The organism is Micromonospora kangleipakensis (genome assembly GCF_004217615.1).
Taxonomy (GTDB): domain Bacteria; phylum Actinomycetota; class Actinomycetes; order Mycobacteriales; family Micromonosporaceae; genus Micromonospora; species Micromonospora kangleipakensis.
In genome coordinates this window covers 4,362,697-4,383,750 of the sequence record NZ_SHLD01000001.1, presented here as the reverse complement: position 1 = coordinate 4,383,750, position 21,054 = coordinate 4,362,697, and the positions used below count along the sequence as shown (strand labels likewise).

At 74.8% G+C, this 21,054-nt stretch carries 18 protein-coding genes and 1 pseudogene; 8 read left to right on the top strand and 11 right to left on the bottom strand.

What is annotated here, in order from left to right:
• Positions 1–79: 79 nt before the first annotated feature.
• From EV384_RS20980 to EV384_RS20970, 3 genes and pseudogenes are all read left to right on the top strand, one after another.
• A complete protein-coding gene (locus EV384_RS20980; RefSeq protein ID WP_130335840.1) occupies positions 80–913 on the top strand; it encodes an ArsR/SmtB family transcription factor in 834 nt (277 codons plus the stop codon).
• A 374-nt stretch (positions 914–1,287) separates the two neighbouring features.
• Positions 1,288–1,371 (top strand): annotated as a pseudogene (locus tag EV384_RS37330) (hypothetical protein); the annotation flags it as partial.
• Complete coding sequence (locus EV384_RS20970) at positions 1,371–2,486, top strand: major royal jelly family protein (RefSeq protein WP_242624186.1); 1,116 nt, start codon at positions 1,371–1,373, stop codon at positions 2,484–2,486. The pseudogene EV384_RS37330 and the gene EV384_RS20970, both read left to right, overlap by 1 nt.
• A 190-nt stretch (positions 2,487–2,676) precedes the next feature.
• On the opposite strand, the gene EV384_RS20965 is transcribed toward EV384_RS20970, so the two are convergent.
• The 6 genes from EV384_RS20965 to aceB form a co-directional block, all read right to left on the bottom strand.
• Complete coding sequence (locus EV384_RS20965) at positions 2,677–3,189, bottom strand: ankyrin repeat domain-containing protein (protein ID WP_165440002.1); 513 nt, start codon at positions 3,187–3,189, stop codon at positions 2,677–2,679.
• A gap of 72 nt (positions 3,190–3,261) precedes the next feature.
• Positions 3,262–5,139, bottom strand: a complete 1,878-nt coding sequence (locus tag EV384_RS20960; protein ID WP_130335836.1) for an L-lactate permease — start codon at positions 5,137–5,139, stop codon at positions 3,262–3,264.
• 43 nt (positions 5,140–5,182) lie between these two features.
• The gene (locus tag EV384_RS20955; protein WP_130335834.1) at positions 5,183–6,592 is read right to left on the bottom strand and encodes a (Fe-S)-binding protein; all 1,410 of its coding nucleotides are present in this window, start codon (positions 6,590–6,592) and stop codon (positions 5,183–5,185) included.
• The gene (locus EV384_RS20950; RefSeq protein WP_130335832.1) at positions 6,593–7,864 is read right to left on the bottom strand and encodes an FAD-binding oxidoreductase; all 1,272 of its coding nucleotides are present in this window, start codon (positions 7,862–7,864) and stop codon (positions 6,593–6,595) included.
• Complete coding sequence (locus EV384_RS20945; RefSeq protein WP_130335830.1) at positions 7,864–9,336, bottom strand: FAD-linked oxidase C-terminal domain-containing protein; 1,473 nt, start codon at positions 9,334–9,336, stop codon at positions 7,864–7,866. Before EV384_RS20945 ends, EV384_RS20950 begins: the two co-directional genes overlap by 1 nt.
• A 25-nt stretch (positions 9,337–9,361) precedes the next feature.
• On the bottom strand, positions 9,362–10,945 hold the full coding sequence (gene aceB / locus EV384_RS20940) for a malate synthase A (protein ID WP_130335828.1): 1,584 nt from the start codon (positions 10,943–10,945) through the stop codon (positions 9,362–9,364).
• A gap of 595 nt (positions 10,946–11,540) precedes the next feature.
• On the opposite strand from aceB, the gene EV384_RS20935 reads away from it, so the two are divergent.
• The 3 genes from EV384_RS20935 (at position 11,541) to EV384_RS20925 (ending at position 13,946) form a co-directional block, all read left to right on the top strand.
• Positions 11,541–12,029 carry a hypothetical protein gene (locus EV384_RS20935; protein WP_130335826.1) on the top strand — a complete coding sequence of 163 codons (489 nt, stop codon included), beginning with the start codon at positions 11,541–11,543 and terminating at the stop codon, positions 12,027–12,029.
• 91 nt (positions 12,030–12,120) lie between these two features.
• The gene (locus tag EV384_RS20930) at positions 12,121–12,771 is read left to right on the top strand and encodes a class F sortase (protein WP_130340709.1); all 651 of its coding nucleotides are present in this window, start codon (positions 12,121–12,123) and stop codon (positions 12,769–12,771) included.
• Between the two features lie 62 nt (positions 12,772–12,833).
• Entirely contained in the window at positions 12,834–13,946 is a 1,113-nt protein-coding gene (locus EV384_RS20925; protein WP_130335824.1) for a magnesium and cobalt transport protein CorA, read from the top strand.
• A gap of 19 nt (positions 13,947–13,965) precedes the next feature.
• On the opposite strand, the gene EV384_RS20920 is transcribed toward EV384_RS20925, so the two are convergent.
• Complete coding sequence (locus EV384_RS20920; protein ID WP_130335822.1) at positions 13,966–14,964, bottom strand: phosphotransferase; 999 nt, start codon at positions 14,962–14,964, stop codon at positions 13,966–13,968.
• Positions 14,965–15,033: 69 nt separating this feature from the next.
• Between EV384_RS20920 and EV384_RS20915 the strand changes: the two genes are divergently transcribed.
• Positions 15,034–15,804 carry an SGNH/GDSL hydrolase family protein gene (locus tag EV384_RS20915; RefSeq protein WP_130335820.1) on the top strand — a complete coding sequence of 257 codons (771 nt, stop codon included), beginning with the start codon at positions 15,034–15,036 and terminating at the stop codon, positions 15,802–15,804.
• 57 nt (positions 15,805–15,861) lie between these two features.
• Positions 15,862–16,836, top strand: coding sequence for a glycoside hydrolase family 6 protein (locus EV384_RS20910; RefSeq protein WP_130335818.1), 975 nt, complete (start codon positions 15,862–15,864; stop codon positions 16,834–16,836).
• A 7-nt stretch (positions 16,837–16,843) separates the two neighbouring features.
• Here the strand turns inward: EV384_RS20910 and EV384_RS20905 are convergent, their stop codons facing one another.
• The 4 genes from EV384_RS20905 to EV384_RS36795 all read right to left on the bottom strand — a co-directional run bounded on the left by EV384_RS20905 (position 16,844) and on the right by EV384_RS36795 (position 20,578).
• Positions 16,844–19,018: a bifunctional polysaccharide deacetylase/glycosyltransferase family 2 protein gene (locus EV384_RS20905; protein ID WP_130335816.1), complete on the bottom strand. Its 2,175-nt coding sequence runs from the start codon at positions 19,016–19,018 to the stop codon at positions 16,844–16,846.
• Complete coding sequence (locus tag EV384_RS20900) at positions 19,018–19,512, bottom strand: hypothetical protein (RefSeq protein WP_130335814.1); 495 nt, start codon at positions 19,510–19,512, stop codon at positions 19,018–19,020. The genes EV384_RS20905 and EV384_RS20900 overlap by 1 nt, the downstream gene beginning before the upstream one ends.
• Positions 19,513–19,753: 241 nt before the next feature.
• A complete protein-coding gene (locus EV384_RS20895; protein ID WP_130335812.1) occupies positions 19,754–20,371 on the bottom strand; it encodes a mycothiol-dependent nitroreductase Rv2466c family protein in 618 nt (205 codons plus the stop codon).
• An 84-nt stretch (positions 20,372–20,455) separates the two neighbouring features.
• Positions 20,456–20,578, bottom strand: coding sequence for a hypothetical protein (locus EV384_RS36795; RefSeq protein WP_278045625.1), 123 nt, complete (start codon positions 20,576–20,578; stop codon positions 20,456–20,458).
• Positions 20,579–21,054: the final 476 nt, after the last annotated feature.

Sequence of the window (21,054 nt, the reverse complement as noted above, 5' to 3'; positions counted from 1 at the left end):
AGGACTGGACAGGCAGCCAGGTGGTTGCCTATTGTCTGAAGCGCAGCCAAACGGTTGCCTATTTGAGGACGGTGCCAGGGTGGACGAGGTGTTCCGGGCGCTGGCCGACGCCAGCCGGCGCCGGCTCCTCGACAGCCTGAACGCGCGCAACGGGCAGAGCCTGCGCGAGCTCTGCGCCGGGCTCGACATGACCCGGCAGTCGGTGAGCAAGCACCTGGCGGTGCTGGCGGCCGCCGGGCTGGTGACCACCACGCGGCGGGGCCGCGAGAAGCTGCACCATCTCAACGCCGCCCCGATCAACGCCGTCGCCGACCGCTGGATCGGCCGGTACGACCGGGAGCGGGCGCGCGCCCTCGCCGACCTGCAGACAGCATTGGAGTCCGAGCCCATGCAGAACCCGACGTTCGTCTACACGACCTACCTCAGGACCACCCCGGAGCGGCTCTGGCGGGCGCTGACCGAGCCGGAGTTCACCCGCCGCTACTGGGGCGGCGTCACGCTGGTCTCCGACTGGCGGCCCGGATCGCCCCTGCTCTGGCAGGACGCGCCGGACGCGGAGGCGAAGGACCTCGGCCAGCGGGTGCTGGCGGCCGAGCCGTACCGCCGGCTCTCGTACAGCTGGCACGGCTTCCAGCCGGAGCACGCCGCGCACTTCGGCTGGTCGGACGAGGAGCTGACCGCCCGCCTCGGCGAGCGCCGGTCCAAGGTCACCTTCGAGATCGAGCCGTACGGCGACACGGTCCGGCTGACCGTTACCCACGACGACTTCTCCCCCGACAGCGAGATGCACCGGGCGATCAGCGGTCAGCTCGACGGCAGCGGCGGCTGGCCGGAGCTGCTGGCCAGCCTCAAGACGCTGCTGGAGACGGGCGAGCCGCTGCCGGAGCCGGTCCCCGCCGCTCCGGCCGGCTGAGGACGGCCGCCGGCGGCGGAATCACGGGGCGACAGCGGCCCGGGCCGGCCCAAGGCGAGCCAGAACCGATCCGAGCCCGGTCGACCGCCACAAGCCAGGTTCGGCCCGGTAGATCGCCAGGACCCGGCCGGCGTCTTCCACAATCCACCACTCCAACGGCCTCACGGACTGGCTGGACGGGGCCGGTCGACCGGGTTTGTGGCGCGGGACGGCGGGTAGCCCGCGTCACCCACCTGCGTTGACGGCCCCGTGGAGGCGTGGTCAGGCACGTCTGAGGATCCTTCAGCCCGTCGCCTCACGGGTGACTCGCCGTCGCCTTCCCCACGAGCGCCCGTGCCCGCCGTGGCCCAGATCTCGTCACCGACGTCGACGGCCGGGAGGTCGGAGCGATCGGCGCCGGTGGCGGCACCCCTGATCAGGACCATGAGGTCGCCACAGCCGCCCTCACGGGGATGTAGTGAAGGCCGGGGCGGCGCCTGCGGAAAAAACGGGGCGGCGGCCCCCGGACGTGAGGAGGACGCGCATGGCGGTTCTACCCCAGCGAGAGGACCACCGCCTCATGCCCGTGCTGTCCGCCGACCGGGTCTGGACCGGCGTCACGACCACTGCAGACGGGCGGATGTTCGTCAGTTTCCCGTCCGCGGACGGTCCCGGCCTCCAGGTCGCAGAGGCCAGGCCCGGCGGCCGGTTCGTCCCCTATCCGAATGCGGGGTGGAACCAGGCCCGCGACGACCACGACCCGGTCGGGGCGTTCGTCTGCGTCAACGGGCTGCGGACAGGTCCCGACGGGCGGCTCTGGATCGTTGACGCCGGCGCCCCCGGCATCGGCCTACCCGCCGTCACCGGCGGCGCGCGGCTGATCGTGATCGATCTCGCCACCGACGCGATCGCCCGCATCTTCGACCTCGGCGCGGCGCTGCGGGAGACAAGCTACATCGACGACGTACGGTTCAACCGTCAGATCGCATACATCACCGACGCCGGCGCACCCGGGCTCATCGTTCTCGATCTGACGACCGGGCAGGCGCGCCGGGTGCTCGACGGTCACCCGAGCACGATCGACCGCCGCACCATGCACGCGGACGGGCAGGTCCTGCGCGGCCAGGACGGCAGCGAACTGCGCGTCCATGCCGATCAGCTCGAGGTGTCCCCCGACGGACAGTACCTCTACTTCCAGCCGGCATCCGGGCCGCTCGCCCGGACCGAAACCCGCTGGCTCGACGACCCGTCGGTGCCCGACGACGCCCTTGCCGAACGGGTCGAGACGTGGCTCGACACCCCGACCACCGGCGGCACGGCCATCGACGCGGCCGGCACGATCTACCTCAGCGACGTGGAACAACGCCGGATTCTCACCATCTCGCCCGACCGGCAGGTCGACACCCTCGTCGCCGATCCGCGCCTGATCTGGGGCGACGCGATGTGGATCGACGGTTCAGGGCACCTGTGGATCCCGGCCGCCCAGCTCAACCGAACCCCGGGACTGGCCGGTGGTGCGCGGTCCGTCGATTACCCCGTCTGGATCTACAAGCTGAAGATCGATGCCACCCCGCCGACCCACGATCACCCCTGAACCGAGGGCGCCTGCTACGTCGGGCGCGACGCCAACCAGGCGATCAGCTCCTCGTTACCGCTGGTCCTGGCCACGTCGGCGGCCGTCTGCCCCGACCAGGGCGCCGGCCAGCGCGGTGACGCACCGCGTGCGACCAGGAGCTTCGCGGTGTCGAGCTGACCGGCGCGACAGGCGTTCCAGAGCGGACCGTTCAGGTCGGTCGCGTCCTCGGCGAGGCGGGCGACGACGGGCAGCAGGCCACCGCCGCGGCGTGCCACAGCTCGGTGCGGGCGCCCCGCGCCACCAGCCGGCGCGCCGCGCGCCACTGCCCGTAGCCGACCGCGCTGGACAGCGGCGAGCCGCCGTCGATGGACGAGCCGGGGGCCTCGATGTCTGCCCCGGCGTCGAGCAGCGCGTCGACGAGTACGACATCGTCGTTGCTGGCCGCCCAGTGCAGGGGCCGTTCGACGTGCCACATCCCCACCGCCGCCGCCTCGAGTGGCGCGCCCGCGGCGACAAGCACCCCGACGGTCTCGGCCGCCCGAGGGCGGTGCCCGGGCGCGTCGGCCAGCAGGTGCAGCGGTGACCGCATTCCGCCGTCGCGGTCCTGCACCGGCTCGGCGGCGAGGTGCGGATGCTCGTGCAGCAGGCGGGCCAGCCGTTCGACCTCACCGTCGACGATCGCGGCGGTCAGCTCGGCAGCGAGCGGCTCGTCGGCACGCATGGCTGTCATTCTCCTCCCCCCATGGTGGCGGTCCAGGCACCTCGCCGGCGCCCGGACCGCCGCAGCCTGCGGTCAGGGCACCATCCAGTCGAGGACCGGCGAGCCCTGCAACGCGACCAGCACGCACATGAACAGCAGCAGGAGCAGGCTCCAGCCGAAGACCTTGCGGAAGATCTCCCCCTCCCGGCCGGCCATCCCGACCGCGGCGGCGGCGATCGCCAGGTTCTGCGGGCTGATCATCTTGCCGAGCACGCCGCCGGAGGAGTTGGCCGCCGCCAGCAGCACCGGGTCCAGCCCGGCGCGGGCCGCGGTCTGCACCTGCAACGCGCCGAACAGGGCGTTGGCCGAGGTGTCCGAGCCGGTCACCGCGACCCCGATCCAGCCGAGGATCGCCGAGAGGAAGACGAACGCCCCGCCGGCCGCGGCGAGGAACGCGCCGAGGGTGTTGGTCTGCCCCGACTGGTTCATCACGTAGGCCAGCGCGAGCACCGCCATCACGGTGACGATCGCGTACCGCAGCTCGACGTAGGTGCGCCCGTACGCCCGCAGCGCCCGGCCGGCGGAGACGCGCAGCACCAGCGCGGTGAGGACGCCGGCGAGGATCATCAGCGTGCCGGCGGCGGGCAGCCAGTTGAAGGTGAAGGTGGCCGACGAGAGCGGCTTGCCGTTGCCGCCCAGGATGTCCAGGCCGGGCCAGCCGAACTTCACCGTCCACGGCTCCGTCCCCAGGGCGTCCTTCACCGCCCCGAGGTTGGCGACGGAGAAGATCGCGATGATGATCAGGTAGGGCGCGTAGGCGCGGAACACCTCGGCCGGGGTGTCGGCGAGCCGCCGCCCGCCCGCCGCGGCGGCGGCGCGAGCCTGGTCCGCCGGCCGGGGCGTCAGGTCGTCGCCGGTGCGGTGCCGCCCGACGGGAGCCGTCGCGTCGATGCGCGGGTCACCCGGTGGGGTCTCCCCACCCGGTCCGTCCAGGGCGGGCGCGGCGGTGGTCGTACCGGAGCGACTGGCGGCGGCGGCGCGGACCGTGCCGGGACCGGCCAGCTCGGCCTCGGCGGGCCCCCTGGCAGCGGGCACGGCCGCCGGCTCGCGGCCGAGGTCGGCGGGGGTGACCGGGCGCCAGACGCGGACCAGAAGCACCACGGCGGCGGCCGAGACCAGCGCGGCGACGATGTCGGTCAGCGGCACCGAGATGTAGTTCGCGGCGACGAACTGCGCCAGGCCGAAGCTGATGCCGGCGACCAGCGCGGCCGGCCAGGTCTGCCGGATGCCGCGCCGCCCGTCGACCAGGGCCACCAGCATCAGCGGTACGACCACCGCGAGGATCGGGGTCTGCCGGCCGACCATCGCGCCGAGGGTGTCCACGGTGAGCCGGGAGTCGTCGTTGACCCCGGAGGTGACGCTGGCCAGGGTGACGATCGGGGTGGCCAGCGCGCCGAAGGCCACCGGCGCGGTGTTGGCCAGCAGCGCCACCGAGGCGGCGTGGATCGGGCGGAAGCCGAGCGCCATCAGCATCACCACGGTGATCGCCACCGGGGTGCCGAAGCCGGCGAGGGCCTCCAGCAGCGCGCCGAAGCAGAACGCGATGATGATCGCCTGGATCCGCATGTCGGGGCTGACCCGTTCGAAGGAGCGGCGCAGCACGTCGAAGTGTCCGCTCTCGACGGTGAGGTTGTAGACCCAGATGGCGTTGATGACGATCCACAGGATCGGGAAGAAGCCGAACGCGGCACCCTCGGTGGCCGAGAGCAGGGCCTGCCCGACCGGCATGGCGTACACGACGACCGCCACCACCAGCGCGACCGCGAGGGAGATCAGCCCGGCCAGCCAGGCCTTGACCTTCAGCACGCCGAGCAGGACGAAGAGGGTGAGCAGGGGCAGGACCGCGAAGATGGCCGAGAGCGCGACGGAGTCACCGACGGGATCGGTGACGACTGTGAACTGGTCGAACATGGGTCACCTCGACGCTTGGGGACGGTGGCGGGTGGGTTCGGCCCTACAGCAGCTCCTCCACCGGGCGGGCGCGGAGGGAGGCGTCGAGGACCTGGGCGGTGTGTGCCAGGGCGATGTCGCCCCCGGCGCGGGCCACCGAGGCGGCGACCTGCATGAGGCAGCCGGGGTTGGCGGTGACGAGCAGCCGCGCCCCGGTGGCCAGTACGGTGCGGGCCTTGCGGTCGCCGAGTTCGGCGGCGGGCCCGGGGTGGAGCAGGTTCCAGATCCCGGCGGAGCCGCAGCAGATCTCCGGGTCGGCGATCTCCCGCAGCTCCAGCCCGGGGATGCCGCGCAGCAGCCGGCGGGGCTGGGCGCGGACCCCCTGGGCGTGGGCGAGGTGGCAGGCGTCGTGGTACGCGACGGTCACCGGCAGCGGGTGCCGGGTGGCGACCGGGCCCAGCTCGTCGAGGAGTTCGGACAGGTCGCGGACCCGTCCGGCGAAGTCGGCGGCGAGCGCGGCGTAGCGGGCGTCGTCGCGCAGCAGGTCGCCGTACTCCTTGAGGGTGGAGCCGCAGCCGGCCGCGTTGACCACGAAGAAGTCGATGCCGGCGGCGGCGAAGGTGTCCAGCGTCCGGCGGGCGAAGCGCCGCGCCTCCGCCTCGCGTCCGTTGTGCACGCTCAGCGCGCCGCAGCAGCCCTGCCGGCCGGGCAGGATGACCACGTCGCAGCCCTCGGCGGCGAGGACCCGGGCGGTGGCCGCGTTGACCTCGGGGAAGAACGCGGACTGCACGCAGCCGGTGAGCATGCCCACCACGGCCCGCCGGGTCCCGACCGCGGGCACCCGCTGCGGCGGGCGCGCGGCCCGGCCGAGCCGGGGCGCGAGCGACTCCAGCGCCGCGAGGGTGGGCGCGAGCCGGGGCAGCAGGCCGGTCCGCCGGAGCAGGCGACGCAGCCCGCTGGCCTGGTACGCGCGCAGCGGCCCGCGCAGCAGCCGCAGCCGCCGCGGGTACGGGAAGAGCGCGAAGATCGCCGCGCGCAGGACCCGCTCCCGGGGGCTGCGGGTGTGCCGGCGTTCGACCTGCTGGCGGGTGTCCTCGATGAGCCGGTCGTAGCGGACGCCGGAGGGGCAGGCGGTGACGCACGACATGCAGCCGAGGCAGCGGTCGAAGTGGGCGACCATCGAGTCCGACAGCGGCTCGCCCTCCAGGCCCTCCTTCATCAGGTAGATCCGCCCGCGCGGCGAGTCCGCCTCCTCGCCCCACAGCACGTAGGTGGGGCAGGTGGGCAGGCAGAAGCCACAGTGCACGCAGTCCGAGATCAGCTCGGCGGCGGGTGGGTGGTGCGCGTCGAAGGCGCCCTCGCCGGGCGGACGGGCGGCCAGGCCGAGCACGTCGCGCGGTCCGCTGGCCGGGAAGGTGCCGCCGGGCGAGGTGACCGGGGCCGGGCGGTCGTCGGGCTGCTGGGGGATGGTCATTCAGATCCCTCCCACGAATCGGCCGGGCGCGAGCCGGGCGTCCGGGTCGAAGCGCTGCTTGACCCGGCGCATCAGCGCCAGGCCGTCGACCGGCCCCCACAGGTCGACCCGGTCCCGCACGGCCGGGGGCGCGGTGAGCACCACGGCGTGCCCGGCGACGGCGGCGGTCGCCGCCCGCAGCGCGTCGACCAGGCATCCGACCCGCTCCGGGTCGGCGGTGCCGGGCACGCCGGCGTGGAGGACGCCGACGCCGGCAGAGCCGCGCAGCGCGAGCGGCAGGGCGTGCCGGTCGGCCGCCGCGCGGGCGTCGGCCAGCAGTCCGGGTACGCCGGAGAGCGCGGCGGTCAGCTTCAGCCCGATGTCCCCGCCCCGCCACGGGTACCGGCCCCAGCCGTCGGGGGCCTCGTCGGAGGCGGTGGCGTCGGCGCCGAGCAGCCGCCGGGTGGCCTCGGCGCGGGCGGCCACCCCGGCCGGGGTGCCCTCCAGCAGCACGGTCACCGCCGCTCCCCCGCCGGCGGGCGCGTCCACCTCCAGCGCCGCGGGCGCGAGCTGCGCGGCGCGTACCGTGCCGGCCAGCCGGCCCGCCTCGGCCGCGTCGCCGACCCGGCGGGTGACGTACGCGGCGGCGGCCGGCAGCGGGTGCAGCCGGAACGCGCACTCGGTGACCAGCCCGAGCGTGCCGTACGCGCCGGTGACCAGCTTGGCCAGGTCGTAGCCGGCGACGTTCTTGACCACCTTGCCGCCGGCGTGCGCGACCACCCCGTCGGCGCGGACCAGGGTGACCCCGATCAGCAGGTCCCGCGCGGTGCCGTAGAGCATCCGGCGGGGGCCGCTGGCGTTGGTGGCGACGGCCCCGCCGATCGTGCCGCCGGGCAGCGGCGCGTCGAGAGCGAGCTGCTGGCGGGCGCCGGCCAGGGTGGCGGCCAGCTCGTCGAGGCGGGTGCCGGCCCGGACCACGGTGATCAGGTCACCGGCGGCGTGCTCGACCACCCCGGCCAGCGCGGTGGTGTCGAGGATCAGGTCGAGGCGGCGCGGCGGGCTCCCCCAGTCCTGCCGGGTGCCGCCGCCCCGGACGGTGACGGCCAGGTCGAGGTCGGCCGCTGCCCGCAGCAGGGCCGCGGCCTGGGCGGTGTCGCGGGGCGCGGCGACGTAGCGGGCCGGCACCCCGGCGATCGTGTCGTGCGCGTCGGCAACCCGGACGGGGTCCGGGTTGTCCGGCCCCCCGCCGGCCGCGGCGGCGCGGAGCCGGCCGAGGACCCCGTCGGCGGGCATCAGAAGACCTCCGCCAGGCCGGCCTCCTGCGCGGGGTGGACCCCTTTGCGTCGCCCGGGAACCTCGCCGCAGAGCCGGGGCGTCGGGAAGACCTTGCCCGGGTTGGCCAGCCCGGCCGGGTCGAACGCGCAGCGCAGCAGCTGCATGGTGTCCAGGTCGTCGTCGGTGAACATCCGCGGCATGTACTTCGCCTTGTCCATGCCGACCCCGTGCTCGCCGGTGATCGACCCGCCGTGCCGGACGCAGAGGTCGAGGATCGCGCCGGAGACCTCCTCGGCGCGTTCGGTCTGCCCGTCGACGGACGCGTCGAAGAGGACCAGCGGGTGCAGGTTGCCGTCGCCGGCGTGGAAGACGTTGGCGACCCGGATGCCGCGTTCGGCGGAGAGCTCACCGATGCGGCGCAGCACCTCGGGCAGGGCGGTACGCGGGATCACCCCGTCCTGGACGATGTAGTCGGGGCTGATCCGCCCGACGGCGGCGAACGCGGACTTGCGGCCCTTCCAGAACAGCGCCCGCTCGGCATCGTCGACGGCGATCCGGATCTCGAACGCCCGGTTGTCCCGGCAGAGCCGCTCGACCTGGTCGAACTGGGCGGCCACCTCCGGTTCCGGCCCGTCCAGCTCGACGATGAGCACGGCCCCGGCGCCGGCCGGGTAGCCACAGTGCACGGCCGCCTCGGCGGCGGAGATGGCGAGGGCGTCCATCATCTCCACCGCCGCCGGCACCACCCCGGCCGCGATGATCGCCGAGGTCGCCGCGCCGGCCTGGTCGGTGCTCTCGAAGGCGGCGAGCAGCGTCCGCACCGACTCGGGCAGCCGGGTCAGCCGCACGGTCACCTCGGTGGCGATGCCGAGGGTGCCCTCCGAGCCGACGAACGCGCCGAGCAGGTCGTAGCCGGGGGCGTCGGGGGCGCGGCCGCCGAGGCGTACCAGGTCGCCGTCGGGGGTGACCAGCTCGACGCCGGTGACGTGGTTGGTGGTGAAGCCGTACTTCAGGCAGTGCGCGCCGCCGGAGTTCTCCGCCACGTTGCCGCCGATGGAGCAGATCTGCTGGCTGGACGGGTCGGGCGCGTAGTACCAGCCGTGCGGGTTCGCGGCCCGGCTGACCGCCAGGTTGATCACGCCCGGCTGCACCACGGCCCGCTCGTCGGCGGGCGCGACCTCCAGGATGTCCCGCATCCGCGAGGTGACGATCAGAACCCCGTCGGCGTGCGGCAGCGCGCCGCCGGAGAGCCCGGTGCCGGAGCCGCGGGCCACGAACGGCACGCCGGCGGCGACGCAGGCCCGGACCACCGCGGCGCACTGCGCGGCATCGACCGGCAGCGCCACCAGCGCCGGCACGACCTTGTACTGGGCCAGCCCGTCGCACTCGTAGGTGCGCAGCTCCTGCCGGTCGCTGATCACCCGGTCGGCGCCGATGGCGGCCCGCAGCGCGGCGCCGAGGGCGGCCAGGTCCGTCGTGGTCGTGCTCATCGCCCACCTCCGCGTCGGTCGTCGGTCAGGGCATCCGTTCGTACGCGGGCACGGTGAGGAAGTCGGCGAAGTCGTCGGCGACGGCGACCTCCATGAACAGCGCCCGGGCGTCGGCGTAGCCGCCCGGGTCGCCGGGGAGTCTGCCGATCTCCTCGTCGGCGATCCGCTCGACCAGCTCCCGGGTGACCCGCTCGCCGGTGTCGTCGAGGGTGACGTCGTTGTGCAGCCACTGCCAGACCTGGCTGCGGGAGATCTCCGCCGTGGCGGCGTCCTCCATCAGGTTGAAGATGGCGACCGCGCCGGAGCCGCGCAGCCAGGCGGCCAGGTACTGCACACCGACGCTGACCGCGTTGCGCAGCCCGGCGTCGGTGTGCGGTCCCGGGGTGGCGTGCACGGAGAGCAGGTCGGCGGCGGCGACCCGGACGTCGTCGCGGGTGCGGTCGAGCTGGTTCGGCCGGTCGCCGAGGACCCGGTCGAAGGCCTCCCGGCAGATCGGCACCAGGTCGGGGTGGGCCACCCAGGAGCCGTCGAAGCCGTCGTTCGCCTCGCGGGTCTTGTCGTCGTGGACCTTCGTCAGGGCGACCTCGTTGACCTGCGGGTCGCGCCGGCTGGGGATGAACGCGGCCATCCCGCCGATGGCGTGCGCCCCCCGCCGGTGGCAGGTCCGCACCAGCAGCTCGGTGTACGCGCGCATGAACGGCACGGTCATGGTCACCGAGTCGCGGTCGGGCAGCAGGAAGTCCGCGCCGCGGGTGCGGAACTTCTTGATCACGCTGAACATGTAGTCCCACCGGCCGGCGTTCAGCCCGGCGGAGTGCACGCGCAGCTCGTAGAGGATCTCGTCCATCTCGAACGCGGCCGGGAAGGTCTCGATCAGCACGGTGGCCCGGATGGTGCCGCGCGGGATGCCGAGCCGTTCCTGGGCGGCCAGGAACACGTCGTTCCAGAGCCGCGCCTCGAGGTGGCTCTCCATCTTGGGCAGGTAGAAGTAGGGGCCGGCGCCCCGGTCGAGCTGCCGGCGGGCGCAGTGGAAGAAGTAGAGCCCGAAGTCGACCAGGCTGCCGGAGGTGCGCTCGCCGTCGACCAGGATGTGCTTCTCGGTGAGGTGCCAACCGCGGGGACGGACCACGATGGTGGCCAGCTCGCCGTCGTGCAGCGCGTACTGCTTCCCCTCCGGGGAGGTGAAGTCGAGCTTGCGGTCGATGGCGTCGCGCAGGTTGAGCTGCCCGGAGACGACGTTCTCCCAGAGCGGGGTGTTGGCGTCCTCGTGGTCGGCCAGCCACACCTTCGCGCCGGAGTTCAGCGCGTTGATGGTCATCTTCGCGTCGGTGGGGCCGGTGATCTCGACGCGGCGGTCGACCAGGCCGGGCGCCGGCTCGGCGACCCGCCAGTCGGCCGCGCGGATCTCCCGGGTCTCGGGCAGGAAGTCCAGCACCGCGCCGTCGGCCAGCTCGGCCTCGCGTCGCCGCCGGCGGTCGAGCAGGTCCCGGCGCCGCGGGTCGAAGGCGCGGTGCAGATCGGCGAGGAAGGCCAGCGCCTCCGGGGTGAGGATCTCGTCGTACCGAGGGTGCATCGGTCCCGTGACCTCGACGCCCGCGGGGTTGGTCATCGGCTCGCTCCTCACCGTGATATGTGTCGCGATCTATCCGGTGTGCTCCTGCAGACTGTAGTTCTCGCTGGTCGGGGCCGCGACCTGAGTGACGGCACAGCCGCCGGGAGCGGTCGGCCCGGTGCGGCGAACGGTGCCTTCCGGGCGGCGAGCGGCAGGTCGGGGCGGGCAGCCCTCCACTATGGAGTGACGACCGCTGCCAGCCGCCGGCCGGTCACGCCGGCTGGCGCTCCGCCCCGGGGCCCGGCCCGAAGAATGCGGCGACCGGGGGCCGTCCGACGCGGCGTCGAGGTTTCCGACATCGGGTACAGGAGCGGTCGCACCGGACGCAGGGCCGCGACGGCCCGCGCGGGCGCGAACCGGACGGACGCCCCACGAGGGACCACGACCGCCGGGTGTTACGGGCGGTCCTGGGTGGGCATTTCCGCAGCTCCCCGGCGGGAGGGGGAACACGTGACGGCAACGAAGATTTCTCATTTACGCCGGACGGGCACCCCAACCCTCCTAGTGTTGGCCACACCGGTGCTAGTCACGGAGTTGGCCACCCGAACGACGTCCCACGCAGACAGCGGACGAAAAGTGAGGGAAGACGCGCATGAAGGCACAGTCAATTCTCGGATCGGCGGCGCTCGGCGTGGGCCTCGGCACGCTCCTGCTCCCGGCCGCCGCGCTCGCGCAAACCACCACCGTCTCACCAGCGACCACCCCGGTCGGCGGGACCGTCGTGCTCACCACGACCTGCAACCCGAAGGTGGGTGACGCGATCTTCCGGGTCACCGGGCCCAACCGGGATCAGAACGTCCGGTCCACCACCGCGGCGGCCGGCGGCGGCCTGAGCGCCGAACTCTTCACCGCCGGATTCACCCTCGGCACGTACACGGTCACGACGACCTGCGGCGACGGCAGCAACGGCGGCACCGCGCAGTTCACCGTCACGCCGATCGGCGGCGCCCAGGCCGGCGCCGGCGGCCAGGGGCCGGACACCGGCGTCCTCGTCGCGGGCGGCGCGCTGGCCGCCGGGGCCGTCGCCGGGGGGACGTACGTGCTGCTGCGCCGCCGGCGCCGCGCCTCCGTCGTCGCCTGAGGGCGTCGCCACACACCATCCCTTGTGCGAGGGTGCCCGCGCCGGCGTGACCGGTGCGGGCACCACGCCCACGTCGGACGGAGGTGGGAACCTGTCGCCGCAGCGCAACCCCGAGCGCGGGCCGTCGCGGGCCCGCACCGCCGCGGTGGTCGCGGCGGTCACGCTGACCGGCGCGACCGGAGCCGGGCTGGTCGCCGCCGGCCTGGGCACCACGTCCCTCCGGCCGCCCCAGCCCGGCGCCTCGGCCGCCCCGACGGGCGAACGCTCCGGCTCGCCCGGGCCGGTGCTGCCGCGGTCCGAACCGGTCCGGATCACCATCCCCCGGATCGGCGTCGACGCGGAGATCGTCCCGGTGGACAGCGACAGCAACGGCTCCCTGGAGGTGCCGCCGCTGAACCGGCCCGAGGTGGCCGGCTGGTACCGCCGCGGCCCCACCCCCGGCGAGGCCGGCAACGCGGTGCTGGTCGGGCACGTCGACTCGCAGGCCGGTCCGGCCGTCTTCTTCGACCTCGGCCGGCTCCGGGCCGGCGACGTCGTCCAGGTCACCCGCGCCGACGGCCGGCAGGCCACGTTCACCGTGGACGGTGCCGGCGCGTACCCGAAGGAGCGGTTCCCCACCGAACGGGTCTACGGCGGCGACGCGGCGGCCCGGCTGCGGCTGATCACCTGCGGCGGCCGGTTCAACCCCCGCACCGGCAACTACCCCGACAACATCGTCGTCTTCGCCACGGCCACACGCTGACCGCGCCGACGGCACGTGCCGTACGGTAGGCCGTCAGTTCCCGGCGGGGCGGAGGTGCGGCGGTGGACCGGACGGCGGTACGGACCCGGCGGGGGCCGCGGCTCCCCGCCCTGCTCGGCCGGCTGCTCGGCCGCCCGGCCGACGCGGCGGCCACGCCGGCCGCCCGACGGTCCAACCCGGACGCCGTGGTGGACTGCGCCGTCTACGTCAACGGCCGGCGGGAGCCGGGGCGCCCGCACTACGCCGACGCGTACGCACGCAGCCGCCGCACCCGGCGCTCCTTCGTCTGGCTGGGCCTGCACGAGCCGGGCGCGGCGGTGATGGCGGCGGTCGGCCGCACCTTCGGGCTGGACGAGCTGAGCGTCGAGCAGGCCCTCGCCGACGGGCACCGCCCCACCGTCCAGCGGCACGGCGACGTCACCGTGCTGGTGCTGCGCACCGCGAGCTACGTCGAGCACACCGAGCTGACCGACACCTCCGAGGTGATCGACACCGGGGACGTGATGGTCTTCCTCGGCGACCGCTTCGTGATCACCGTCCGGCACGGCGCGGCCGGCGCCCTGGCCCCGGTCCGGGAGGACATCCAGCGCCGCCCGGGCGTGCTGGCCGAGGGGCCGTGGGCGGTGGCGTACGCGGTCTGCGCCCGGATGGTGGAGCTCTACCTGGAGGTCTCCGGGCACCTGGAACGGGACCTGGAACGCGTCGAGGAGAGCGTCTTCGCCCGCGACCGCGGCACCGACATCCAGCACATCTACCAGCTCAAACGCGAGGTGGTGGAGTTCAAGCGGGCGGTGCTGCCGTTGCAGGCGCCGCTGCGCAGCCTCGTCGAGCAGCGCGACGGCGGGCCGCCGCCGGCGTTGCAGCGCTGGTTCGTCGACGTGGAGAGCCGGCTGACCCGGGCCGTGGACCGGATCGGCGGGTACGACGACCTGCTCAACTCGATCCTGCAGTCCCGGTTGGCGCAGCTCGCCGTGGACCAGAACAACGACATGCGCAAGATCGCCGCCTGGGCGGCCATCGCCGCCACCCAGACCGCGGTGGCCGGCATCTACGGCATGAACTTCGCCCACATGCCGGAGTTGGGCTGGCGCTACGGCTACCAGGGGGCCCTGCTGGTGATGGCGCTGGCCGCGGTCACCCTGTACCGGTTGTTCCGCCGCTCCGGCTGGCTCTGACGCCCGTCCCGGGCGACGGTCAGGGCCTGGCGAGGTCGGCCAGCTCCCGATCGAGCAGCTCGGCGAGCCGGGCGACCCGGCCCGGATGCGACCCGGCCGTCATGCCGCGGCTGGGCATCTCCACGGTCATCAGCAGGTAGAGGTGCAGCCGGTAGAGGCCCAGCCGGCGCCGCGCCCCGGCGTCCAGCGGGTACGGCGTCACCATCCGGTACCCGCGCAGGAACGGGTCGTCCGGCTCGTCCTCGGTACGCCGGAACAGCAGCGGCGACACCAGGTCCAGCAGCGGGTCGCCGTGCAGGTGGCGCTCCCCGTCGACCAGGCCGCTGAGCCGGGGCGCCCCGTCCGCGCCGGGCACGGCGAGGACGTTGCCGGCCCAGCCGTCGAAGTGCAGCAGCGCCGGGCGGCGTACCGCGTCGAGGACGTGCGCGTGCCGGCCGACCAGCTCCCGGATCCGCCGCGCCGGCACGGGCAGCGGCACCCGCCAGTCCGCCGCGTCGGCGAGCAGGTCGTCCAGCATCGCGGTGAACGCGGCCCGCCAGGTAGCGCCGCCGGCACGGTCACCGTCGTAGCCGTACCGGTCGCCGGTCACCCGGTGCAGCGCGGCCAGCGCGGCCCCGAACTCGGCCCGGGCCCGCCGCGTGTCGACGCCGGCCTCGGCGAGATCGTGCAGGGTGCGGCCCGCCAGCAGGCCGGTGAGCAGCCAGTCCCCCAGCTCCGGGTCGCTGCCGTGGTGCAGCAGCGGCGGGACCGGGACGGTGGGCGCCTGCGCGGCGACCCGGCGCAGGTAGCGGGCCTCGGCAGCGACCAGGCCGCGCTCGTACCGCAGCAGCGGCACCTGCGGCGGCGGTCCGACCTTGAGCACGACGCGGCGCCGGTCGTCCAGGGTCACCCACCACACCGCGGCGAAGCCGCCGCCGTCGAGCGGCCCGCAGTCGGTCACCCGGGACGACGGGCCGAGGGACGCGGCGACGTACCGGCGGACCTGGTCGGGGTCGAGGCGGCGTCGGGTGGGACTCATCCGGCACCACGCTAATGGCCGCGGTGGCCGTCCGGTGTCCCGGCGCGGGGCCGCCCTAAGCTGGCGACCATGTTGTGGCAGCGGTACGTGGCGATCGGCGACAGCACCACCGAGGGGCTGGACGACCCGGACGGCGCCGGCGGCTACCGGGGCTGGGCGGACCGGTTCGCCCTGGCGGTGGCCCGCGCTCAGGGCGGCCTGGAGTACGCCAACCTGGCCATCCGCGGTCGTACCACCGCGCGGATCCGGGCCGAGCAGCTGCCGGTGGCGCTGGAGCTGGCGCCGGACCTGGCCACCGTGGTGGCCGGGATGAACGACGTGCTCCGGCCGTCGTTCGACGCGGACCGGATCGCCGAGGACGTCGGCGCGATGCAACGGGCCCTGGTCGGCCAGGGCGCCACCGTGCTCACCTTCACCCTGCCCGACCCGGCGCCCGTGATGCCGCTGGCCCGACCGCTGCGCGGCCGGGTGGTGGCGCTCAACGCGGCGGTCCGGGCGGCCACCACCGAGACCGGCGCCACCCTGCTGGACCTGGGGGCGCACCCGGTCGCATCGGACCCCCGCCTGTGGAGCGACGACCGGCTGCACGCCAACAGCGCCGGACACGAGCGGATCGCCGCCGCGCTGGCGCACACCGCCGGCCTGCCCGGCTACGACGACTCGTGGTCGCACTCGCTGCCGGTACCCGCCCGGCGACCCCGCCACGAGGTGGTCCGGGCCGAGCTGGCCTGGACCCGGCGGCACCTGCTGCCCTGGCTGGCCCGGCACCTGCGCGGCCGGTCCTCCGGGGACGACCGGGTGGCCAAGCGCCCGGTGCCGCTGCCGGTGGAGCTGCCGTAGCGGCGGCGCGGCCGCGGCAGCGCTGCGCCGGAGGGCGGGGGCGCATAGATTGGCCGGATGCGCGTCCCGCTGCTCGCCGGCGCTCTCGCCGCCGCGCTCCTCGCGACGCTCGGCGGCTGCGGAGAGGGGGACGAGGCGTACGCGCCGCTGCGCCACCCGTTCCGCGGCGCGCGGCTGCTGGTGGACACGGACAGCCCGGCGGCGCACTGGCGACGCGACCATGACGCCGCCTGGCTGGACCCGATCGCCGGCACCCCGCAGGCGCGCTGGCTGACCGGCCCGGCGGAACTGCCCGACCTGGCCGAGGTGCTGGCCGCCGCCCGCAGCCAGGGCGCGCTGCCGGTGGTGGTGATCTATCACGTCCCGAACCTGGACTGCGCCGGTGGCGGCGCCCGGGACGCCACGGCGTACGCGCGCTTCGTCGACCAGGTGGTCGACGCGCTCGGCGACCAGCGGGCGGCGGTGATCCTCGAACCGGACGCCGTCGTCGCCGAGTGCTTCGACGACGCGCGGGCGGAGCTGCTGTCCCGCGCGGTCCGGGTGCTGGCCGACGCCGGTCACCACGTCTATCTCGACGCCGGCCACCCGCGCTGGCGCGGTCCGCGGGAGACCGCCGAGCGGCTGCGCCGGGCGGGCGTCGCCCGGGCGGAGGGCTTCTCGGTCAACGTCTCCAACCGGCAGTCCACGGCGGACAGCCACCGCTGGGGCCTGGCGGTGTCCGACCTGGTCGGCGACCGGGAGATGGTCATCGACACCTCCCGCAATGGGCTGCCGGCGCCGCCCGACGACCGGTGGTGCAACGCCACGCCGCAGGCGCTGGGCGTACCGCCGACCACCGATCCCCGCCTGGAGCGGGTGGCGGCGCTGCTGTGGGTGAAGAGCCCCGGCGAGTCGGACGGCCCGTGCGGTCGGGGCGAGCCCGCCGCCGGGGTCTTCTCCCCGGCGCAGGCCCGCGCGCTGATCGCGGCGGCACCCTGGCTGCCGGCGGCGGCCCGGCGGGCGGCCCGGGCCGCGATGGCGCCGCTCACCTGATCCGCCGTCACCCGGCCGTCGGCTGGGCCACCACCTCCCCGGTACGGCGCAGCTTCTGCCACTTCAGCGCGCCCCCGCTGAGCGCGGTGACCACCGAGTGGACCAGGACCAGGTACATGACCTGGCGGTAGACGAACTGCTGCAACGGCAGTGCCCAGAGCGGACGCAGCGGTTCCCGGTCGAGGCGGAACGCGAGGATCGCGGTGATCACCTGGAGGGCCAGGACGGCGAGCCATGCGACGACGGTCTCCACTCGGTCGAGGAAGAACAGCCCGTAGACGGCGAAGATGTCCACCACCGGCGCGAGCAGCGGCAACAGCACCGAGAAGAGGGCGATGAACGGCAGGCCGCGCCGGCCGAAGCGACCGGAGGGACCGCGCTCGATCAACGCCCGCCGGTGCCGCCAGAGCGCCTGCATGGTGCCGTAGCTCCACCGGTAGCGCTGCCGCCACAGCTGCGGCAGGGTGCTCGGCGCCTCGGTGCGGGCCACCGCCGTCTCCTCGTACACCACCCGCCAGCCGGCCCGGTGGATGCCCATGGTGAGGTCGGTGTCCTCCGCGAGCGTCGCCCGGCTCAGCCCGCCGGCGCCGCGGACGGCCTCCCGGCGGAACGCGCCGAGGGCGCCGGGGATGGTGGGCATGCAGCGCAGCGTGTCGTAGAGCCGACGGTCGAGGCTGAAGCCGATGACGTACTCGATGTGCTGCCAGCGGCCGATCAGCCGGCGGCGGTTGCCGACCTTGACGTTGCCGGCGACGGCCCCGACCCGCGGGTCGGCGAAGGGCTGCACCAGGCGGTGGATGGCGTCGGGTTCCACGACGGTGTCGGCGTCGACCATCACCAGCAGGTCGTGCCGGGCCAGCGCCACGCCGGCGTTGAGCGCGGCGGCCTTGCCGCCGCCGGGCACCCGGACCACCCGGACGTTGGGCAGCCCGAGCCGCTCCACCTCCTCCGCGGTGCCGTCGTCGGACTCGTCGTCGACGACCAGCACCTCCACGCCGGGGTGACGTCCCGACGCCAACGACCGCACCGCCGCCGCGATGGTGGTGCGCTCGTTGTACGCGGGCACGATGACCGTGACGGGGTCGTTCACCTCGCCACCCCAGGACCAGGTCGGGGCGCGGCGCCGTCGGGCGTGTCGGACGGCGTAGCCGAAGAGCAGGAGGGTGCGGGCCAGGGTGAGCAGGCCGACGACGATCAGCAGCAGCCAGAGTCCGCGTACCGTGGCGTCGGCGATCCGCACCGCCCAGACGAGCAGGCCGCCCTGGATCCTGTCGCCGGTGGAGGCGGCAGCGGCGGCCGGCCAGCCGAGCCCGCCGGACACGGTGGTGAAGCGGTAGCCGCGGGCCTGCATCTCGGGAATGAAGCGGTCGAGCGCGGCCACGGTCTGGGCGCGGTCGCCGCCGCTGTCGTGCAGGAGGACGACCGCGCCCCGGTCGCCCTTCGGGGTGGAGTTGCGGACGATCGCGTCCGAGCCGGGTCGGGCCCAGTCCTGACTGTCGGTGTCCTCGAAGACGGTGACGTAACCCCACCGGCCCGAGTCCCGGACGATCGGCCAGTCGGCGTCGTCGACGGCGTCGACCCCGCTCGAGTACGGCAGCCGGGCCAGCGGCGTGCCGACCCCGGTGGTGTAGCCGATGACCGCCTCGGTCTGGGAGTACTCCAACCGGCGCCGCCAGGACGGCAGGTCGGTCAACTCCGGGTGGGTGAAGGTGTGGATGCCCAGCTCGTGGCCCTCGCGGACCATCCGCCGGCTGATGTCCGGGTACCGGCTGACCTGGGAGCCGAGGACGAAGAACGTGGCCGGCACGTGGTGCCGGCTGAGCACGTCGAGGACCCGCGGTGTCCACACCGGATCCGGACCGTCGTCGAAGGTGAGCGCGATGGTCCGCGCCGGCATCCGGCGCGCGTCGAGCCGCCCGCTCCGGAGGTCCACGACCGTCCCGCCGTCGCGTACCGCCGCCGGCACCGACGCGGCGCTCTCCGGTCCGGTGCGCTGGTTGTCCGGGGTGAAGCGCGAGTTGGCGTACGCGCCGACGGCGAGCACGTTGACCAGGATGAAGGTGGCCAGGGCGGCGAACATCCACCGCTGGCGGGCCCGCCTACGCTGCCGGGGGTTCTCCGGTGGCGGGGGGTCGAGGTCGGCGGCGCCGCCGATCCGCTGCCCGCCGCGCCAGAGCGCCATCAGGCGGGCACCCGCAGTCCGAGCACCTCCGCGCCCTGGCTCGCCCAGAGCGCCACGATCAGGAGCAGGGCCAGCAGCACCACGGCGGAGACGACGCGGCGGAGCGTGCGAGCCCGCCGCCCGGAGCCGTCCACGAAGATGGCCGCGGTGACGTCGGGCGCCTGGAGCAGCTGGGTGGCGCCCTCGATCCCGGCCCCGTCGGCCGGGTCGGGCAGCGGCGCCACTCCCCGGACGGGCCCGGGCCCGCTGGTCGGCGGCGCCGAGCCGGGCGGAACCGGAGCCACGCCGGTGGGCGCCGCGACCGGGGGCTGCGGCGGTGGTGGAGTGCCGCCCGGCGCGGCGGCGACGGCCGCCACGCCGACGTCCGGCGCGACAGCGGTGTCGGCGCCGGGGGGTGTCGCGCTTCCCCGGGCGACGGGTGGTCCGTCAGTCCGCGATGGCCCCCGCGCGAAGCGGCCGGGCATGGAGACTCTGGCGACATACCGCTTCTTCATGTCCTCACGCTACGCAGGATCTTCGTCCCTCACATGATCAACTAAGCGGCCGGTCGGCGCGCGGTTGGCCGGCCGGCGCACCGACCGGAATGGATCATCCCGTGGCCACTGTGGTGCGAGCGGCGGGGGCAACCGGACCGAGGTGAACCGCTGGGCGCGCCCCGCCGACCGTGGCGGCGGCGGTGGCGTGGAGCGCGCCGAAGACCCGCCACCCGACCGGTCCCTGGGGACCGTCCACCGCTCAGTGCTCGATCGGCCGGCGGGTACGCGCCCGCTTCAGCTCGAAGAAGCCGTCGGTGCCGGCGACCAGCAGCACGCCGTCCCAGAGCCGCCCGGCGTCCTCGCCGCGTGGGATCGGCGCGACGACCGGCCCGAAGAAGGCGCTGCGCCGACCGGCGTCATCGGTGACGTGAATGGCGGGGGTGCCCAGGTCCTCGCCGACCGGCGTCAGGCCGGCGTGGTGGCTGGCCAGCAGCGCCTCGTCGTGCTCGGTGGAGTCGGCCGCGTCGGCCAGCTCGACCGGGAGGCCGACCTCGGCCAACGCCGCGACGTAGAGTTCGCGGCCGATCGGGGCGCGGTCGTGGTGGATCCGGGTGCCCAGCGCGGTGTAGAGCTCGCGCAGCACCTCGTTGCCGAACTTCTGCTCGGCGGCGACCGCCACCCGGACCGGGCCCATGCCGGGCTTCAGCCACTCCCGGTACCACTCCTCCAGCCCGTCGCGCCCCTCGTTGAGCACGGTCAGGCTGAGCACGTGGAAGCGGACCCGGACGTCCCGGACGCGCTCCACCTCCAGCAGCCAGCGGGAGGCGTTCCAGGCCCACGGGCAGCGCGGGTCGAACCACATGTCGGCGTTCGTCATCGTCGTCTCGGTCCCCTCCTGAGCGGTTACGAGACGACGGTAGGCAGCGGATCGGCCCATCGTGAGAGCCGATCAAGACACCGTTCATTGGGCCAATCGACGGTCGACGTCGCGGCGCTGACGGGCGTGTTCCCGTCCGACCGCGGCGAGCAGCCGCTCGGCGTCGTCGATGCGCCGGCGCAGGTCCTCGGTACGCCGGCCGACCACCCGTACTCGCGGAGCCGGTCCACGGCCTCGGCGAGCCGTCGCTCGCTCTCCTCGTCCATGTCGCCCCAGCACACGCCCGGCGCAACGCCCGACCCGGGCCCCGTCCCGGCCTCCTGATCGTCGCGCGGCGGCGCCCGGCTGACGGGGCGTAGGCTGGGATCATCCCGGAATCGACGACATCCCACTCTCGAGGTGGCCGCCACGCCGGACCCACCCAGGGACGTCATGTCCGTACCGCACCCCGCCCGGACCCCAGCCGCCGACCTGACCGACGCATCCCGCCCGTCGCGGAGCTTCCGGTGCCGCACCGGTGCCACCCCTACGCGCCCCGGCGGCCGCTGGGTGGCCCCGGTCGACGGGCCCGGCGGCGGAGCCGCCCGTCCTCGCCGTCGACCCGCCCGCGACTGCGCCGTGCCCTGCTCGCGGCTCCACGTCTCTGACCCCGACCCCGGGCGACGCCCGAGACCTTCGCAACA

What these genes read in the sequence shown, in the direction of transcription:
- EV384_RS20965 (WP_165440002.1), bottom strand. Translation starts at nt 3,189, where the DNA reads ATGCGTGCCGACGAGCCGCTCGCTGCCGAGCTGACCGCCGCGATCGTC.
- EV384_RS20960 (WP_130335836.1), bottom strand. Translation starts at nt 5,139, where the DNA reads ATGTTCGACCAGTTCACAGTCGTCACCGATCCCGTCGGTGACTCCGTC.
- EV384_RS20955 (WP_130335834.1), bottom strand. Translation starts at nt 6,592, where the DNA reads ATGACCATCCCCCAGCAGCCCGACGACCGCCCGGCCCCGGTCACCTCG.
- EV384_RS20950 (WP_130335832.1), bottom strand. Translation starts at nt 7,864, where the DNA reads ATGCCCGCCGACGGGGTCCTCGGCCGGCTCCGCGCCGCCGCGGCCGGC.
- EV384_RS20945 (WP_130335830.1), bottom strand. Translation starts at nt 9,336, where the DNA reads ATGAGCACGACCACGACGGACCTGGCCGCCCTCGGCGCCGCGCTGCGG.
- aceB (WP_130335828.1), bottom strand. Translation starts at nt 10,945, where the DNA reads ATGACCAACCCCGCGGGCGTCGAGGTCACGGGACCGATGCACCCTCGG.
- EV384_RS20935 (WP_130335826.1), top strand. Translation starts at nt 11,541, where the DNA reads ATGAAGGCACAGTCAATTCTCGGATCGGCGGCGCTCGGCGTGGGCCTC.
- EV384_RS20920 (WP_130335822.1), bottom strand. Translation starts at nt 14,964, where the DNA reads ATGAGTCCCACCCGACGCCGCCTCGACCCCGACCAGGTCCGCCGGTAC.
- EV384_RS20915 (WP_130335820.1), top strand. Translation starts at nt 15,034, where the DNA reads ATGTTGTGGCAGCGGTACGTGGCGATCGGCGACAGCACCACCGAGGGG.
- EV384_RS20910 (WP_130335818.1), top strand. Translation starts at nt 15,862, where the DNA reads ATGCGCGTCCCGCTGCTCGCCGGCGCTCTCGCCGCCGCGCTCCTCGCG.
- EV384_RS20905 (WP_130335816.1), bottom strand. Translation starts at nt 19,018, where the DNA reads ATGGCGCTCTGGCGCGGCGGGCAGCGGATCGGCGGCGCCGCCGACCTC.
- EV384_RS20900 (WP_130335814.1), bottom strand. Translation starts at nt 19,512, where the DNA reads ATGAAGAAGCGGTATGTCGCCAGAGTCTCCATGCCCGGCCGCTTCGCG.
- EV384_RS20895 (WP_130335812.1), bottom strand. Translation starts at nt 20,371, where the DNA reads ATGACGAACGCCGACATGTGGTTCGACCCGCGCTGCCCGTGGGCCTGG.